Source organism: Streptomyces sp. NBC_01016, from assembly GCF_026341035.1.
GTDB lineage: Bacteria > Actinomycetota > Actinomycetes > Streptomycetales > Streptomycetaceae > Streptomyces.
Map to the genome: position 1 here is coordinate 3822692 of NZ_JAPEOQ010000002.1, position 16756 is coordinate 3839447.

A 16756-nucleotide genomic window follows, 5' to 3' on the forward strand; every position below is an offset into this window, starting at 1 on the left:
CTACGAGAGTTGGGAGCGGGCCGCGGCCACCGCCTGCTCGGCATAGCCGCGGCCGAACAGCACCGTGTGCACCAGGAGCGGGAAGAGCTGGTGCAGCGGGACGCGGTCGCGCCAGCCGTCGGCGAGCGGCGCCGCCTGCTGGTAGCCGTCGATGATCCGGTCCAGATGCGGCGCTCCGAACAGGTGCAGCATCGCCAGATCGGTCTCGCGGTGCCCGCCGTGCGCGGCCGGGTCGATGAGCCTGGCCGCGCCGTCGGCGCCCCACAACAGGTTGCCGTTCCACAGGTCGCCGTGCAGCCGGGCGGGCGGCTCGGCGGGGCCCGCGAGTTCGGGCAGCCGCTCGCAGACCCGCTCGATCGGCTCCGCCTCGGCGAGGGAGACCGTTCCGGCGTCCACGGCTTCGCGCAGGTAGGGGAGCACCCGGTGGGCGGCGTACCAGCGCGGCCAGTCGTCGCCCGGCACATTGCGCATGGGGGCGAGCCCGATGTACGCCTCCGTCGGCCCTTCGGGCGGCGCCGCGCCGAACGCCGGGGCTCCGGCGCCGTGCAGCCGCGCCAGGTCCGCACCGAACCGCACTGCCGCGTCCGCGCTCGGCCGCCCCTGCGTGACCCGGTCGACGACGAGGCACCGCTCGTCGTAGCCGTGCACCGTGGGCACCGCCACCGCGCCGGCCGCCGCGAGCCATCGGAGCCCGGCCGCCTCCGCGCGCGTTGCCGCCGGGTCGTCGGCCTGCTTCACCATCACCACGCGCCCGTCGTCGAGGGTGACCTCGGCGAGGTGGGACGAGAGGCGGCGCTGGGCGGTGGCCGGACGGCCGGTGAAGCGGGTCGCGGCGGCTTCGAGTGCAGACATGACCCTCAGCGTAGGACGACCGCGGGGCCGTTGACGTGGTGCGCCGCGCGCTGGTCTGCTGCGGTGATCAACGCGGGGCTCGACCCCCGTCAACGTATGGAACGAGGCGAACACGGATGAGTACCACGGCAGTTGCTCCCGTCCTGGTCGTGCAGAACACCAAGAGCGGCGGCCCCGGGCGGGTCGGCGACTGGCTGTGCGAGGCGGGCCTCGTGCTCGAGGTGCTGCGCCCGTACGAGGGTGCGGAGATGCCCGGGACGCTGGACGGCAGGCCCCTGCTGGTGCTGGGCGGCGGATTCCTGCCGGACGACGACGAACGCGCGCCCTGGCTGCCCGCCACCCGCCGCCTCGTCGCGGAGGGCCTCGACCGGGGCACGCCCGTCCTCGGGATCTGCCTCGGCGGCCAGTTGCTCGCACACGTCGCGGGCGGCAGTGTGCGGGGGAATCACGGGCGACCGGAGTACGGAAGCACCCGGATACGGATGCGACCCGAGGCCGCGGATGACCCGCTGCTGCACGGGCTCGGCGCGACGGTTCCGGCGATCGAGCGGCACGTCGACCAGATCACTGAACTGCCGCCGGGCGCCGCCTGGCTGGCGTCCACCGAGGACTGCCCGCACCAGGCGTTCCGGGTGGGGGAGCGGGCCTGGGGCGTCCAGTTCCACCCGGAGGCGGAGGCCGCGCGGATCGCGACGTGGGACCCGGCTCCGCCGGCCCGGCAGGGCTTCGACCGGGACCGGCTGCACGCCGCGGCGGTGGCCGACGAGGGCGCGGCCGTCGCGGCGTGGTCGGAGGTCACACGGAGGTTCGCTCGGGTGTGCGCGACGATGCCGTGACCGGCCGGTCGACGGGTGCCGACGGGGTGGGGCGGCGCCGTGCCACCGACGCGACGACCGTGGTGAGCACGCCCGCGAGCAGGCCCCAGAACGCGGACCCGATGCCCAGCAGCGTCACGCCGGAGGCCGTCGCGAGGAAGGTGACGACGGCCGCTTCCCTGGACCGGGGATCCGACAGCGCACCGGCCAGGGCGGACTCGATCGTGGCGAGCATGCCCACCCCGGCGACCGCCAGGACCAGCGCGTGCGGCATCGCGCCGAGCAGCGAGGCCACGGTCGCGCCGAGCAGGCCGACGCACAGGTAGAAGACACCCGCCCACACGGCCGCGAGGTAACGCCGCTTCCGGTCGGGGTGCGCCTCATCCCCGGTGCAGATAGCGGCGGTCAGCGCCGCGAGGTTGAGGCCGAAGGCGCCGAACGGGGCGAGCACCGCCTGCGCGACACCGGTCCAGGTCAGGACGGGCGAGATCGGCACCTCGTACCCGGACGTGCGCAGTACGGCGACACCCGGCAGATTCTGCGAGGCCATCGTGACCACGAACAGCGGCACACCGACGCTGACGAGCACCTTCCAGTCGAACTCGGGAGCCGTGAACACCGGCTGCGCGAGCGACAGTTGAACCCGTTCCAGGTGCCAGCCACCGGCGATCACGGAGGCCACGACGCCACCGGCGAGCGCGACCACCACGGCGTAGCGCGGCAGCAGCCGACGGGCGAGCAGATACAGCGCGAACACCGGGAACGCGATCCCGAAGTGCCCGCCCATCTGCGAGAAGAGCCCCGTCCCGAAGTTCAGGAGCACCCCCGCGAGCAGCGCGGAGGCGAGCGGCACCGGTATCCGGTCCATGAGCCGCGCGAACCACCCCGTCAGACCGCTCACCACGGTCAGTACGGCACTGAACACGAACGCGCCCACGGCCTTCTCCATGGACACCCCGCTCAGGCTCGTGGCGAGGAGCGCGGCCCCCGGCGTCGACCAGGAGGTGAGCACGGGCGCCTTGTTGCGCAGCGACAGGCCCACGGTGGTCACGGCGATGCCCACGCCGAGCGCCAGCATCCACGAGGACACCTCCCGCGCGTCCGCCCCCGCGGTCCGCGCCGCGGTGAACACGATGGCGGCCGCGCTGGTGACACCGACGGTGGTCGCGATGAGCCCCGCCACCACGGCCGAGGGTGGTGCGAGGGCGCGGATGCGGGTGAGCGAGGACATGCGGGTGTCACTTCCGTGGGCAGGGGAGGGCAGGATGGTGGGAGCGCGCTTGGCGTTCCATGAAGCGTTCCATGAACGGAACGTTCTGTTTGTGGAACACTAAGGACGCGGATGGCGACACGTCAACACGCGCCGACTGGCGCGGGAGGGGGCCGGGCGATGGGGCTTGGTGACGAAGTGGGGCGCAGGCTGAAGCAACTGCGCGTGGACAGCGGCCTGTCGCTGTCCGAACTCGCGCGCCGCTCGGGCGTCGGCAAGGGCACGCTCTCCGAGCTCGAGGCGGGTCGCCGCAACCCCACCCTCGAAACGCTCTACGCCCTGACCACCGTGCTCGGCCGCCCGCTCAGCGCCGTCCTCGACGACCCGCCGCGAAGCGTGGGCGCGGGCGCCGCCGGTGTCTCCGGGAGCGCGGTCACCGCGGTGCTGATCGAACGGTACGAGGACGAGGACGCGGCCACCGATGTCTTCCGTGTCACCATCGCCGAGGGTGCGACCCAGGAGTCCGCGGCGCATGTCCCGCGCACCACGGAGAGCCTGATGGTGCTCTCGGGGACGGCCGTCGTCGGCCCGCCGGACGCACCCACGACGGCAGGGCCCGGCGGCCACGCCCAGTGGGCGGCGGACGCCCCGCACATCTACGGCGCGCCGGACGGCGACGTCCAGGGGATCCTCTTCGTCCGCTACCCGAAGGGGACTTGACGGCTACGGGGGTTCAGGCGGCGTGCGGCGCCTGTGACGGCTCGGTGTTGCGCAGGTCCGAGACATCGATCGAGTCGTCCGCGGACGGTGTCTTCTTCGGGACCGCCTTGCCGTAGTCGGTCAGTGTCATCGACAAGGACTCGTCGGAACCCTTCTCGGTGGCGCGCACCAGCCGGTGCGGCTCGTCGGCGGTGACGTAGAGGGTGATGTGCTCCTTGCTGTCACCGCTGTCACGGCTGTTACTGGAGGTCAGCGGCACGACCTCGGTGCCCGCGACCTTCTTCTGGTCGCCCTTCGTGAGCTCGTCCTTGGTGGCACGGTCCGAGCCGTCCTTGAGGCGCTCGCGGAACGAGTCGAGGTCACAGGTGCCGGACAGCCCGTCGAGCATCGGGTCGTCGGTGGTGCCGTGCACATAGCGGTCGCCGATCAGGTCGACGGCCAACTCGCCGCTCCTGCCTGGGAGTTGGGTCTTCCAGAACGTGGCGTCCGGCTTGATCCACACCTCGTCGCCGCGCTTCACGAGGTCGACGCTGCCGCCCTTGGCTCCGCCGGTGCCCATGCGCAGCTCGCCCGTGCAGTTTCCGTCCTCGTCGAGACGCAGATCGATGAGTGCCGGGGTGCGTGCGTCGCGATCGTCCGCGCTGTTCCGCATCGTCAGATGCAGGGACTTCGCGTCCAGGAGTTCCTTCTTCGCCGCGTCCGCGAGCTCCTGCGCGCTCTTGTCCTTGGCGTCGCCGTCATCGGCGAGGGCGGGTCCCGCGGAGAACAGGCTCGCGCACACGAACGCCGCGGCGACGGGCGCCCGCGCGGCCCGGTGCAGCCGGGTCGGGGTCGGTCCGGCCATCACGTCACCTCGCATCCCCGGACGCACGGCACGTCCGAAATACGCATAAATTGTACGTTCTGCGGGGTGTCGGTGTCGTCCGCGAGGCGTCGCCCGTGAGGCGTCCTTCGCGAGGTGTCGTACGCGAGGTGTCGTACGGGTCAGTCGTCCTTGCCGCACACCCGCAGCCCCACCGGCGTCCCGCACGGAAGGTGACCGTGCGTCGCGACGACTCCCTTGCCCGTGCCGTTGTCGACGGCGTACGAGAGGAAACTGGAGGCCAGCGAGTCGGCCGGCGGGCGACCGTAGGTGTACGCGTACTCGATCTCGCGGTACGGATAGCCGCCCGCGTCGAGCCGGTCCGGGTCCGGGGTGCGGCCGTCGAGGGTGAGTCGGTGCAGGCCCTTCGGCGCGTCCGGCGGCGACGCGGCGCGCAGCTCGCTGTAGCCGAGGGCGCCGGGCGTATGGGCCACGGTGTCGAGGACCTGCTCCGTGGAGTCCAGCTCGCAGCGCAGCACGCGGGCGCCGGTACGGGCCGTGCGGTTGACGCAGTCGTCCGAGGAGGCGGGCGGCTCGTCCGCGCCCGCGAGCACCCGCGCCGTGAGCGCGGACCGGGTGCCCGAGCCGGAGGTGCGGCTGACCAGGACGACCGGCAGATCGGGGCCGCCCAGCCGGGACCAGTTGCGGATCTCGCCCCGGTAGACGCGCCGCACATCGGCCACGGACAGGTTCGTCAGGCGGACGCCGTCGTGCGCGACGAGCGTGAACAGGGACACCGCGATACGGCTCTCGCTGAGCCGGGTGTAACTGGCAGGGCGGGGCCCGTCGGAGAACGCTATGCGGCCCGCCGTGCTGCCCGACTCCTCGCCGGACAGGGCGAGTTCGCGCACTCCGGTGCGGCTGCCGCGCGCGGCGACCGTGATCCGCGGCTCGCCCCCGCAATGGTCGCGGTACTTCTGTGCCAGCTCCCGCATCACCGGGGCGAACGCCGTGGACCCGGTCAGCCGGAGCCTGCCCGACTCGCAGTCGTCCGGCAGTGGTGACGGTGTGAGCAGCGGCAGGGTCGCCGCCGCGATCAGGGCGACGCCGAGCGTGACCGTGGTCCAGCGGGCCCGGCTGCTGAACACCGGTGGCTTCTCGTCCGGCGTGAGGCTGTGGTTCTCGTGCAGCTTGCCGTCCTTGATGTCACCGGTGACGGTGACCTTGTCCCCTTCGCTGCCGCCCGTGAGCAACACCAGGATCTTGTAGTACGCGCCCGGCTTCAGCGGGACCTTGGGGATGCGCAGCGTGCCGGGCGCCGCGACGACCAGGCCCGGCTCGTCCTCGAAGTGGCTCCACAGGCTGGCGTGTTCATCGGTCAGCGTGACATCGAGCGCCTGGATGCTGCGGCCGGGGAACTCGGCGGTGAGCCCGTGGTTCGCGTCGATGTAGTCGGACGCCTCGACGTGCCGCGAGCCGTCGTTCTCGATGCGCAGCAGCACCAGTGTCGCGTCGCGCATCCCGGGCAGATCGTTGAAGAGCCCGAAGCGCGGATCGCCCTCGCCGGCCGGTCCGTTGTGCCCTATCGCGATGTCCATCTGCTTGCGGAACCCGACCCGCTTGCTGCGCCGCGCCCTGCGGTCGGCCGCGAACGGCGTGGCCACGGAGACCACGCCGATCAGCAGCCCAGCGGTGGTGAGGGCGATCTCGAGCCATCCCATGCGGGGACGGTACGGTCCCGCCGACCCGGGCGGCGGGCTCCGGCGCCGAGCTTCGCCCACTGTTCGTCGTCCGTTCAACGTCCCCGTCAGGAGCTGGTCGTGGAACCCGGCCGGACGATCATCAGCACGGTCACCGTGGCCCACAGTAGATTGAACACGCCTGTCAGCATGGCCAGTTGGCCGGCCGTCCGGGGGAGCGCGGGAGGCTCCGGCTCCCGCACCGCGTCGAGCGCCGCCTCCTGTGCGGGCAGGATGAACACGGCCAGGACCGCGGCGGCCGCCGTCGTCAGCACGATCGAGACGATGAGCCATGGGCTGCCGAGCACCCCGAGGCTGCTCGCGGTCGCGAACCCGAAGAGCGGCACGGCGATGCCGATGCCCGCGTAGACACGGCAGATGCGATGCAGGGTGCGCAGTGTCGCGAGCGCCTCGGCGTCCCCTGGTGAACCGAGCGCGCCGCGCAGCGAGTTGGGGAACATGCTCGCGGCGACAGTGACCGGTCCTACGGTCAGCACGGCGGCGAGGACGTGCAGGATGAGCAGGAATTTCGTCATGGTCAGCGGCCCGCGCCCGCCCGCTCGGGGCGCCGGCTGCCGGTCACTTTCGACGTGAGCCGGTCGTCGCCGGACAACTCCAGCTCACGCAGCGGGACGTCCTCGCCCGCGCCGTGCGCGGTGCCGGTGAGCGCCCCGTCCGCCCTGCGGAGTTCGACGACGGCGGCGATCGTGCCGATGGGGGTCGAGATGGACAGGTCCCAGGTGCCTTCGACGGTCATGCGGTGCTGCTTCCTCTCTTCATGTTTCCAAGGGTCTTCCCGTTTCCAAGGGGGCGGTTCAGAAGACCGCGGGCGCAGGGCCCTGCGCCCGCCAGACCGTGCCCCGACGCTCGTACGCGAACAACTCCTCGACGGCGTGCGCGATTTGCGGCCCCACCTCCCGCTCCAGCAGATGCAGGCCGAGATCGAGCCCGGAGGTGACCCCGGCGCCCGTGACGAGATCGCCGTCGTCCACGACGCGGGCCCGCACCGGGCGTGCGCCGGTGGCTTCGAGGAGGTCGAGTCCCAGGTGGTGGCTGGTGGCGGGGCGTCCCTCGATGCGGCCGAGCAGCACCGGAATCGTTGCCTCCGCCGCGCCCTCGTCCGGCGTCCCGCCGGGGTCCCCGACAGGACCGGACGCGCCGGGCACCACCACGATGTCCGCCCGCGCGGGATCGAGCGCGGCGGTGGCGCGCAGCGCGAGCCCGCCGGTCCCGCCGACCACCTCGCGCGGCCCTTCGGCGGAGACCAGCTCCACGTCGAAGGCCCCGCCGGACGCGACGGCGCCGGCGTGCAGCACCTCGAAGGGGGTGACGACATCGAGCGGGTCGAAGCCGTCGAAGAGGACGATCTGGATGTGCATGGGGGAGGGGTCCTTCGCAGGTCACGCGCCCGGTCCGGCCGGGATCTCCGTCGACGCTATTCCGGTGCGGACCGGTCTCCCAGTGGCAATAGTGACGACTCTCAACGGGATACCGCCACGACCTATGAAGTGGCTACCAATGGCCATCAAGCGTCCAGCTACCTGTTGGATACGGTGGCGAGATCTCGGGGCTCAGCTATATTCCCGCCATGCACACCATCGCCGTCCTCGCCCTCGACCAGGTGATCCCCTTCGACCTGGCGACGCCCATCGAGGTCTTCGGCCGCACCCGGCTGCCCGACGGCCGTCCCGGCTATCAGGTGCGGGTGTGCGCGGAGCGGGAAGAGGTCGACGCCGGTACGTTCACGATCCGCGCGCCCCGCGGCCTCGACGGGCTGAAGGGTGCGGACACGGTCATCGTGCCCGGCACCTCCGACCCCACCGCCCCGCTCGCCCCCGCCGTCCGCGACGCGCTGCGGGCGGCCGCCGCCGACGGCACCCGGATCGCCTCGATCTGCTCGGGCACCTTCCCCCTGGCCGCGACGGGCCTCCTCGACGGCCTGCGCGCCACCACCCACTGGATCGGCGCCGACCTGCTCGCCGCGAGCCACCCGGAGATCGAGGTCGACCCCGACGTCCTCTACGTCGACAACGGCCAGATCCTCACGTCGGCCGGCGCGGCCGCCGGGCTCGACCTGTGCCTGCACATGATCCGCCGCGACTACGGCTCCGCGGTCGCCGCCGACGCGGCACGGCTCTCCGTCATGCCGCTCGAACGCGAGGGCGGCCAGGCCCAGTTCATCGTGCACGACCACGCCCCGACGCCACAGGGCTCGACCTTCGAGCCGCTTCTCACCTGGCTTCAGGAGAACCTGGAGCGCGACCTCGGCCTCGCCGACATCGCCGCGCACGCGGGTGTCAGCACCCGCACCCTCATGCGCCGCTTCCGCGAACAGACCGGCAGCACGCCGTTGCAGTGGCTGCACCGCGCCCGGATCCGCCAGGCCCAGCATCTGCTGGAGACGACACCGCACCCCGTGGAGCGGATCGCCGCGCAGGTCGGCTTCGGCTCGCCCACCGCGTTCCGCGACCGCTTCAAGCGCACCACCGGCGTCAGCCCCCAGACGTACCGCCGCAGCTTCGCCTGACGCCGACGTCCCGTACGGCTCACCACGTTTATCCACGCCGCAGCGGGCAACGCGCACCCCGGACGGACGTCGACGAGGCAGCGCTGTCGCACGCGGACGGCGCGCGCCGGGACGGATGGGCATGAGCAGCGGATTCACCGGGTCCGACGGCTACGGACCGGACCCCTTCGGCGACTTCTTCTCGCGGTTCCTCGGCAGCGGCCGACGGCAGATCGACATCGGCAGGCTGATGAGCGGCCCCGCCCGCCACCTCGTCGCCACGGCCGCGAACTACGCCACCGAGCACGGCCGGGGCGACCTCGACACCGGGCACCTGCTGTGGGCGGCGCTCTCCCTCGAACCCACCCGCGGCCTCGTGACGCGGGCCGGCGTCGACCCCGACCGGCTGGCGGAGGAGATCGACCGGCACGCGGGCGGCGGTGAGCCGAGCCGCACGCCGCAGTCCCTCTCCGTGACCCCCGCGGTCAAGCGGGCCCTGCTCGACGCACATGTGATCGCGCGGGAGTCGGGCGTCGCCTACATCGGCCCCGACCACATCGTGTTCGCGCTCGCGGCCAACCCCGACTCGGCGGCGGGGCACCTCCTCAACCAGGCCCGCTTCACCCCGGACCCGGCGCCGCAGACCCCGCCTCCCGGATCCGCCGAAACCCGGTCCGGCGGCCAGCAGGCGTGGAGCACGGCGCCCACCCCCCACCTGGACCGGTTCGGCGAGGACCTCACCGACCGGGCCCGCCAGGGCCGCCTCGACCCGGTCATCGGCCGCGACGAGGAGATCGAGCAGACCGTCGAGGTGCTCTCCCGCAGGGGCAAGAACAACCCCGTGCTCATCGGTGACGCGGGCGTCGGCAAGACCGCGATCGTCGAGGGCCTCGCCCAGCGCATCGCCGACGGCGACGTACCGGAGACGCTCTGCGGGCGCCGCCTCGTCTCGCTCGACCTGTCCGGCGTCGTCGCGGGCACCCGCTACCGCGGCGACTTCGAGGAACGCCTGAACGGCATCATCGACGAGGTGCGTGCCCACCCGGACGAACTCATCGTGTTCATCGACGAGTTGCACACCGTCGTCGGTGCGGGCGCGAGCGGCGGATCCGAAGGTGGTTCGATGGACGCGGGCAACATGCTCAAACCCGCCCTGGCGCGCGGCGAGTTGCATGTCATCGGCGCCACCACCCTGGAGGAGTACCGGCGGCATATCGAGAAGGACGCCGCGCTCGCCCGCCGCTTCCAGCCGATCCTGGTGCCCGAACCGTCGACGGCGGACGCCGTGGAGATCCTGCGCGGACTGCGCGACCGCTACGAGGCGCACCATCAAGTCCGGTACGCCGACGAGGCGTTGCTCGCCGCCGTCGACCTCTCCGGCCGCTACCTCACCGACCGCTTCCTGCCGGACAAGGCCATCGACCTGATGGACCAGGCGGGCGCCCGCGTGCGGCTGCGCGACCGCACCAAGCCCACCGATGTACGCGCCCTGGAACGCCAGGTCGACGACCTCAGCCGCGACAAGGACGAGGCAGTGGCCGCCGAACAGTACGAGCGGGCCACCGAACTGCGCGACCGCATCGGCGAGTTGACGTCTCGGATCGAGGGAGCCCGCGATCCCGACCCCGGCGACGGGCACATCGTCGAGGTGTCCGCGGAGGACATCGCCGAGATCGTGTCCCGGCAGACCGGCATCCCCGTCAGCAGCCTCACCAAGGAGGAGAAGGAGCGCCTCCTCGGCCTCGAACAGCATCTGCACGAGCGGGTCATCGGCCAGGACGAGGCCGTCACCGCCGTCTCCGAAGCCGTCCTGCGTTCCCGCGCCGGGCTCGCCAGCCCCGACCGGCCCATCGGCAGCTTCCTCTTCCTCGGCCCCACCGGCGTCGGCAAGACCGAACTGGCCCGCGCCCTCGCCGAGGCACTCTTCGGCAGCCAGGAGCGCATGGTCCGCCTCGACATGAGCGAGTTCCAGGAGCGCCACACCGTCTCCCGCCTGGTGGGCGCGCCGCCCGGATACGTCGGCCACGAGGAGGCCGGGCAGCTCACCGAGGCCGTGCGCCGGCACCCGTACTCGCTGATCCTGCTCGACGAAGTGGAGAAGGCACACCCCGACGTCTTCAACACGCTGCTCCAGGTCCTCGACGACGGCCGCCTCACCGACGCGCAGGGCCGCACGGTGAACTTCACCAACACGGTCATCGTGATGACCAGCAACCTCGGCTCGGAGGCCATCGCCGGACGCGGCGCCGCCCTGGGCTTCCGCGTCGACGGCACCGAAGCCGACGAGACCGCACGCCGCGATCAGGTCCTGCGCCCGCTGCGGGAGCACTTCCGCCCGGAGTTCCTGAACCGCGTCGACGAGATCGTGATCTTCCGGCGGCTCAGCACCGAACAGCTGGCCCGCATCACCGACCTCCTCCTCGACGAGACCCGGCGTCGCCTGCACGCCCAGGACATCACCATCGAGTTCGCCCCCGAAGCCGTCGAGTGGCTGGCCCGGCGCGGCCACCAACCCGAGTACGGGGCGCGCCCGCTGCGCCGCACCATCCAGCGCGAGGTCGACAACCGGCTCTCCCGGATGCTGCTCGACGGCGAGATCGCGGCGGGCGGCCGGATCCGGGTCGAGGCGGGCGACGGGGCACTCACCGTCCGGCCGCAGGAGACGTAACCCCTGGTCGCGTACGACGTTGATGTGCGCGAAGCGCGGGCGCAGGGCTCCGCGCACCACGTCGTACGAGACACAGGGAGTCACCCATGCGGGACATCATGCGGGCCGCCTTCAAGAAGGCCTTCGCCTCGGTCGCCGCGGCCGTCGCCGCCCTCGGCTGCGTCATCGCCGCCGGGCAGCCGGCCGCCGCCGACGGCAAGTGGTGCAACAACGCGGTGTGCATCGAGACCTACGACAGTGGGACGTACCTGGGCCGCGTCGAGGTGTCCGTCGTGAACACCAACCAGCCGCACCGCATCTCCGCCCGTGTGTGGACCACGAACGGCTGGAGCGCCAACACGAAGGTCGAGGACGTCGACGCCTTCCGCACCTACCGCGACCAGGCCTACCCGCAGCGGCACTTCCCGGCCGGCACCCGGCTGTGCGCCGAGGGCTTCCGGGGCGACGAGAGTGTCGGCCTGCCCTGTGTGACGATCACCGACTGACGACGGCGCCACACCGCCCGCGGGGGCTGGACCGAATCCCAGCCCCTCCGGCATGGTCAAGGCCGTGCCGCAGGGCGTAGCCACCGGTAGAGCACCACCGAACAGAGCGCGGCGCCGGCGCACCACGTGGACATGAACTCCCAGCGCCACAGCGCCGCGCACACGGCCGCGGCGACCGCCGCCAGCACACCGAGCAGGACCAGACCCCGCTCGCCCGACAGCAGCAGCGAGCCGATCGTCGCCAGCAGATAGCCCGCCAGCAGCCACCCGGAGCCCGGCAGGCCGATCGAATAGCCCATGGTGTGGACGCGGACCTCGGCGGTCACCGTGCTCGTCGCCAGGACGTGCACGAGCACCCCCGCCGTCACGACGCCCGCCGCGAGCGGCACGAGCAGCCGACGGCGGGCACCCGGCGCCACCGCGCACCACACGCCCGCCGGGACCCACAGCGGTAGCAGCGGCAGCGCGATCACCGCCCACGCGAGGACGGCGGGGCCGCTGCCACCGCCGTCGTTCCAGATCACCGCCTCGATGATCTGGTGCGCCCCGAGCAGCAGCGGCAGCGCCGCGAGCGGCAGGGCCCGCGGCCGGGTGCGCGCCGCTCGCGACACGCACCCCACGCCCACCGCGGCGATCGCGCCACCCGCCACCAGATCGGCCGTCGCACTCCAGCACATGCGACCACGCTACGTTTCCGCAGGCCGGGCGGCGCGTCGTGAGGGTCCCAGGGCCTGTCGTTCGGATCAGGCCGGGCTCGCGGGGTCCGGCCTGATCCAGACCTTAGGGTCGGACGTTGTCCTGCGCGGCCGGGTCCGGCTGGATGTTCTGGTTGCCCCGGAACACGTTGTCCGGGTCGAGGGCCGCCTTGACGCGGGCCAGCCGGGCGTAGTTGCCGCGGTAGCTCGCCCGCACCCGCTCCTGCCCCTCGTCCATCATCATGTTCACGTAGGCGCCGCCCGCCGAGTACGGGTGGAGGGCCTCGAAGTAGTCGACCGTCCAGCGTCGCAGCAGATCCGCGTTGGCCGGGTCGGGGTCGACGCCCGCGAACACGCTCGCCCAGCGCGCGTCCCGGTAGCTGAACGCGGTGTCGGACGGTCCGACGTCGTGCGCGGCACCGTCGATCGGATACAGGTGCATCGTCGACTGCATGGACGGTGTGTCGGGCCCGAACTTCGCGTGCAGCTCAACGGCCTCGTCGGGGATCTCGCGGACGAAGTCGGCGCGCCAGTACCACTGGTCGCCCGGCGGGTACAGACCGTCGAACATCGACTGCATCGTGGGGTGCGGCATCGGCGCGACCGCGTGCAGCAGCGGCGCGGGCAGTTCGCCGAGGAGCGGTGCCATGGCGCGGTCGGCCGCCTCCGGGTCCCCGGACGTGTGACACCACACGACCCCGCACACCTTCCGCATGTGCAGCTCCTCGGGGAACGGCGGCGCCGGCGGCACCGACCCGAACAGGAAGAAGCCGTTGACGTCGCGGGGCGCGGAGGGCAGGAACTCACGGTAGGCGGCGAGGACTTCGGCGCTCTGCTCGGCCGGCCAGAACGTCGGCCCTGCCACCACCGTGCCCACCTCGTGCAGCCGGAACGTGAAGGACGTGACGACGCCGAAGTTGCCGCCGCCGCCCCGGATCGCCCAGAACAGGTCCGTGTTGGTGTCGGCGTCCGCGCGCACCGGGGTGCCGTCGGCGAGGACGACCTCCGCCGCCACGATGTTGTCGACGGTCAGTCCGTAGCCCCGGGTGAGGTGGCCGAGGCCGCCGCCGAGCGTGAGGCCGCCGACGCCGGTGGTGGAGATGATGCCGCTGGGCGTGGCCAGGCCGTGCTCGTGCGTGACCGTGTCGACCTGGCCCCAGGTGGCGCCGCCGCCGACCGTCACGGTGCGGGCGGCCGCGTCGACCTCGACGGAGTTGATGGGCGCCAGGTCGGCGACCACGCCGGCCTCGCAGGTACCGAGTCCGGCGCCGTGGTGGCCGCCGCCGCGCACCGCGAGCGGAAGTTCGTGGCGGCGGGCGAAGGCGATCACCTTCGCCACGTCGGCCGCGCTTGCGCAGCGCGCGACCAGGGCGGGACGTCGTTCGATCATCGCGTTGTAGACGGCGCGGGCCTCCTCGTACCCGGAGTCCTTGGGTCCGGTCAACGTCCCCTGGAATCCGGTCAGTTCGCGGCGCGCGGCCTGTGCGGGTGTGCTGGTCATGCGATCCCCCGTGTCGAGTGGGTGTCGTCCGCTCCGTTCTACGGGCGTTGCGCTCGGTCGGGCATGCGTGGGCGACACCCACCTCGGGCCGGGCGGGTACCTACATTTCGCCGGCCGCCGTGAGCCCGATCTCCACAGCCCGCTGGGCGGCCCGGCGCCGGGTGGGCGCGTCGAGCTTCTCCAGGATCGCGCGGACATGGTTGTCGACCGTGCGGACCGAGAGGACGAGGCGCCCGGCGATCTCCGCGTTGGTCAGTCCCGCCATCAGGAGCCGCACCACCTGGAGTTGACGGTCGGTCAGGCCCGCCGGATTGCCGCGCGCCGCCGCGTACGGGCCGCGGGGGACACGGCGTACACCGAGTTCGCGGAGCTCGGCGCGGACCAGACGGGCGAGCGGCGCCGCGCCCAGCGCGTCCAGGGTGGCGAGCGTGCTCACCTTGACGGCCGGGTCGGGGCTCTGGGCGAGCGCGGCCGCCTCCTCGTACGGGCAGCCCGCCGTGTGCCACAGCTCGGCGGCCTTGTCCCACTGGCCCGCGGCCTGGAGCGCGTACGGATGGCTCGCCCCGTCGGCCGGTGCGGGCCTGCCCGCCCGCGCCAGCCAGTAGCCGAGCTCGTAGCGTTGCGGTGCGGCCAGCCGACTGGCCCGCTCGTGCACCCACTCGGCGGCGGCGAGCACGCCCGCCCGGTCGCCGCGCAGCCACGCGGCCTCCGCGCGGGCCGCCGCGACCGGGCCGAGGCGCTGCAGCTCGTCGGTGCCGACCGCGATCCGCCAGGCCTGGTCGAGCAGTTCACCGCCCCCGGGCTCGCCGCGCCGCACGCGGACGCGGGCGAGGACCGTGAGGGCGGGGCAGCGGGCGGGCGGGAAGACGTCCGCGCCGAGCCGCGCGTACCGCTCGGTCTCCGCCCAGTCGCCCGCGGCGAACTTCCGTAGTGCCAGCTCGACATGAAGGTAGGTCAGGAAACCGAGGTGCTCGGCCCGGTCGGCGAGATCGATGGCGGGGGAGAGGAGTCGGTCCGCCTCGGTGAAGCGCAGCTCGTCGAGCAGCGACCAGACGATGTTGGCGTAGGCACGGCACGCGTGCTCCACCTCGCCCGAATCGAGCGCCACCGCGAGGCTCTCCTCCAACTGCCGCTGCCCCAGCGGATCCCCGTCCCGCCAGCGCGCCGAGCCGACGTTGTTCAGCGCGTGCGCGAGAATCGCCGGGTCGCCCGCCCTGCGCGCCAGCGTGATGGCCCGCTCCCCGTACTCCACGGCCTGGGCGTACGCGTCCGACAGCATCCGCAACTGCGCCGTATTGCTGAGGGCCAGCGCCAACAGCCGGTCGTCACCGGCCGGTTCGAGCACCGCAAGGGCCTCCCGTGCGGCCGTCTCCGCCGCCGTCGCGTCGCCCGCCCACCAGTGGATCCGCGACAGCCAGCGCAGATCCGCGCCGAGCGCCCGCGGCTCGCCGAGCTCGCGACGCAGCTCCACTGCCTCCTGCTGCGCGGCGACGGCGGCGACCGAATCGCCGATGGTGTAGCTCTCGACCGCGTACTGCTCCAGCAGCCCGGCCAGCTCGGCGGGCCCGTAGCGCCCGCGCTGCCGCAGGACGAGGCGCAGATGCGCGGCGGCCTCCCGGTGCGCGCCCGCCCGCGCCGCGTCACGGGCGGCCCGGGGCCCGTACCGCGCGACCGCGTCGAGGTCGCCTGCCGCTGCCGCGTGGTGCACGATCCGGGAGCGGTCGGCGTCCGGCGCGGCCACCAGCGCGGCCAGCACCGCGCGGTCGAGCGCGATGTGCCGGGCCGCGGGCAGTGAGTCGGCCACCGCGCGGCGGATGATCTCGTGCCGGAATGCCACCCGGTCGGGCGCCACCACGAGCAGCCCGCCCTGCTCGGCCGCCGCGAGGGCGCCGTCGCCCTCCGGGACCAGCGCGTCGACCATGGCGCGGTCCACGGCCGACGGCACCACGGCCAGCTGCTCGAGCGCGTCCCGTGTGCGGTCGTCCAGTCTGCGGAGCCGGGCCAGGACCGCGTCCACCACCGTCGGCGGCACCACGCCGGTGCCGCCCGCCGCCACGACCTCGGCGACGAAGAACGGATTGCCCGACGTCACCGCGTACACCTGCGCCGCATCGAGCCCCGCTGCCGCGCACAGGCTGCCGACGGCCCGGCGCGAGAGCGGAGCGAGGGGCAGGCGGTGCACGCGGGCCGCGCCCGACACCTGGCCGAGCAACTGACGCAGCGGGTGTCCGCGCCCCAGCTCGTCGTCCCGGTAGGTGAGCACGAGCACGGCGGGCAGCCGTTCGATGCGGCGCACCAGATACCGCAGCGCGTCCAGCGAGGCCTCGTCCGCCCAGTGCACGTCCTCCACGACGAGCACCGCGGGATGCGGGGCGCCGGCCAGCTCGGCGTGCAGCGCCTCGTAGATCCGGTGCCGATCACCGGCGTCGCGCACGGCGCGGGCCAGATCGGCGCCGACGCTGCCGACGAGGTCGCGCAGCGGGCCGAGCGGGCGGCCGGTGGCCAGGTCGTCGCAGTGGCCCACGAGGAGGCGGGCGGTGGGTGGCAGCACGGTGGGCAGGGCCCGGACCAGGGACGATTTTCCGATGCCGGCCTCGCCGAGGACGAGTGTGATCGAACCGGCGCCGCTCGCGGCGTGCCTTGCGGCGTCGGCCAGTCGCCCCAGTTCGAGATCCCGCTCGAGGATCCCCCCGTCCATAGGGGGATCCTCGCACCGGAGGGCGTCCGCCGGGAGCGGGTGGCGGGGCGGATACGCACATCGCC

General features: G+C 73.0%; 15 protein-coding genes. 5 read left to right on the forward strand and 10 right to left on the reverse strand.

The window, feature by feature from the left end:
- Positions 1–852: a fructosamine kinase family protein gene (locus OG746_RS44155; RefSeq protein ID WP_266725074.1), complete on the reverse strand. Its 852-nt coding sequence runs from the start codon at positions 850–852 to the stop codon at positions 1–3.
- Positions 853–968: 116 nt separating this feature from the next.
- Between OG746_RS44155 and OG746_RS44160 the strand changes: the two genes are divergently transcribed.
- A complete protein-coding gene (locus tag OG746_RS44160) occupies positions 969–1688 on the forward strand; it encodes a type 1 glutamine amidotransferase (protein WP_266725076.1) in 720 nt (239 codons plus the stop codon).
- On the opposite strand, the gene OG746_RS44165 is transcribed toward OG746_RS44160, so the two are convergent.
- Positions 1648–2898, reverse strand: a complete 1251-nt coding sequence (locus tag OG746_RS44165; protein WP_266725078.1) for a benzoate/H(+) symporter BenE family transporter — start codon at positions 2896–2898, stop codon at positions 1648–1650. The two genes, OG746_RS44160 and OG746_RS44165, sit on opposite strands and share 41 nt — an antisense overlap.
- A gap of 159 nt (positions 2899–3057) precedes the next feature.
- Between OG746_RS44165 and OG746_RS44170 the strand changes: the two genes are divergently transcribed.
- The gene (locus OG746_RS44170; protein ID WP_266725080.1) at positions 3058–3597 is read left to right on the forward strand and encodes a helix-turn-helix domain-containing protein; all 540 of its coding nucleotides are present in this window, start codon (positions 3058–3060) and stop codon (positions 3595–3597) included.
- A gap of 13 nt (positions 3598–3610) precedes the next feature.
- On the opposite strand, the gene OG746_RS44175 is transcribed toward OG746_RS44170, so the two are convergent.
- From OG746_RS44175 to OG746_RS44195, 5 genes are all read right to left on the reverse strand, one after another.
- Positions 3611–4441 carry a hypothetical protein gene (locus OG746_RS44175; protein WP_266725082.1) on the reverse strand — a complete coding sequence of 277 codons (831 nt, stop codon included), beginning with the start codon at positions 4439–4441 and terminating at the stop codon, positions 3611–3613.
- 140 nt (positions 4442–4581) lie between these two features.
- On the reverse strand, positions 4582–6120 hold the full coding sequence (locus tag OG746_RS44180; protein WP_266725084.1) for a PstS family phosphate ABC transporter substrate-binding protein: 1539 nt from the start codon (positions 6118–6120) through the stop codon (positions 4582–4584).
- A gap of 86 nt (positions 6121–6206) precedes the next feature.
- Positions 6207–6674, reverse strand: coding sequence for a DUF2269 family protein (locus OG746_RS44185; RefSeq protein WP_266725086.1), 468 nt, complete (start codon positions 6672–6674; stop codon positions 6207–6209).
- Positions 6675–6676: 2 nt separating this feature from the next.
- On the reverse strand, positions 6677–6895 hold the full coding sequence (locus tag OG746_RS44190) for a hypothetical protein (protein WP_266725809.1): 219 nt from the start codon (positions 6893–6895) through the stop codon (positions 6677–6679).
- A 58-nt stretch (positions 6896–6953) separates the two neighbouring features.
- Entirely contained in the window at positions 6954–7517 is a 564-nt protein-coding gene (locus OG746_RS44195) for a type 1 glutamine amidotransferase family protein (protein WP_266725088.1), read from the reverse strand.
- Between the two features lie 209 nt (positions 7518–7726).
- Between OG746_RS44195 and OG746_RS44200 the strand changes: the two genes are divergently transcribed.
- The 3 genes from OG746_RS44200 to OG746_RS44210 all read left to right on the forward strand — a co-directional run bounded on the left by OG746_RS44200 (position 7727) and on the right by OG746_RS44210 (position 11797).
- A complete protein-coding gene (locus OG746_RS44200) occupies positions 7727–8665 on the forward strand; it encodes a GlxA family transcriptional regulator (protein ID WP_266725090.1) in 939 nt (312 codons plus the stop codon).
- 121 nt (positions 8666–8786) lie between these two features.
- On the forward strand, positions 8787–11312 hold the full coding sequence (locus OG746_RS44205) for an ATP-dependent Clp protease ATP-binding subunit (protein ID WP_266725092.1): 2526 nt from the start codon (positions 8787–8789) through the stop codon (positions 11310–11312).
- A gap of 86 nt (positions 11313–11398) precedes the next feature.
- Positions 11399–11797, forward strand: a complete 399-nt coding sequence (locus OG746_RS44210; protein WP_266725094.1) for a hypothetical protein — start codon at positions 11399–11401, stop codon at positions 11795–11797.
- Between the two features lie 56 nt (positions 11798–11853).
- Here OG746_RS44210 and OG746_RS44215 read toward each other — a convergent pair whose 3' ends face one another.
- The 3 genes from OG746_RS44215 to OG746_RS44225 form a co-directional block, all read right to left on the reverse strand.
- Positions 11854–12474, reverse strand: coding sequence for a DUF6629 family protein (locus tag OG746_RS44215; protein WP_266725096.1), 621 nt, complete (start codon positions 12472–12474; stop codon positions 11854–11856).
- Between the two features lie 103 nt (positions 12475–12577).
- Positions 12578–13993 carry an FAD-binding oxidoreductase gene (locus tag OG746_RS44220; RefSeq protein ID WP_266725098.1) on the reverse strand — a complete coding sequence of 472 codons (1416 nt, stop codon included), beginning with the start codon at positions 13991–13993 and terminating at the stop codon, positions 12578–12580.
- Between the two features lie 100 nt (positions 13994–14093).
- On the reverse strand, positions 14094–16691 hold the full coding sequence (locus OG746_RS44225) for an ATP-binding protein (RefSeq protein WP_266725100.1): 2598 nt from the start codon (positions 16689–16691) through the stop codon (positions 14094–14096).
- Positions 16692–16756: the final 65 nt, after the last annotated feature.